Source organism: Tepidiforma sp., assembly GCF_026419595.1.
Classification (GTDB): Bacteria; Chloroflexota; Dehalococcoidia; order Tepidiformales; family Tepidiformaceae; genus Tepidiforma.
Window position 1 is genome coordinate 1 of the sequence record NZ_JANZZD010000066.1, and the last position, 402, is coordinate 402.

Sequence of the window (402 nt, forward strand, 5' to 3'; positions counted from 1 at the left end):
CACTGGCCCGGCGCACACGGTAGACTGCCCCCATCCCGCCTCGCCCGATCAGGTTGAGGATGGTGTATGCATCGCTAGTGCCGCGGATGGTTAAATTGTCTGCCAGACGGTCGAGCATGAACATCGTGTCTACAGGCGTAATACGTGTGCTAGGCCAATTATACCACTGTGACGAGCGCGCGGTGTGTAGGCTGGGGCAACGACGTGGCACCTGCGCGTCTCCATCGCCTTGACGAACAAGGCGATGGCTGCTATAATCTGCTTCGTCATGCCGAAGTGGCGGAATGGCAGACGCGGCGGTCTCAAAAACCGCTGGGGATCAACCCCCGTGTGGGTTCAAGGCCCACCTTCGGCACCATGATGCAATCGCATCAATCATAACGGGGCGTGGCTCAGCCTGGT

General features: G+C 59.5%; 1 tRNA gene. It reads left to right on the forward strand.

Annotated elements, in window-relative coordinates:
* Positions 1-270: 270 nt before the first annotated feature.
* Positions 271-358 (forward strand) — tRNA-Leu (locus tag N2041_RS14315).
* Positions 359-402: the final 44 nt, after the last annotated feature.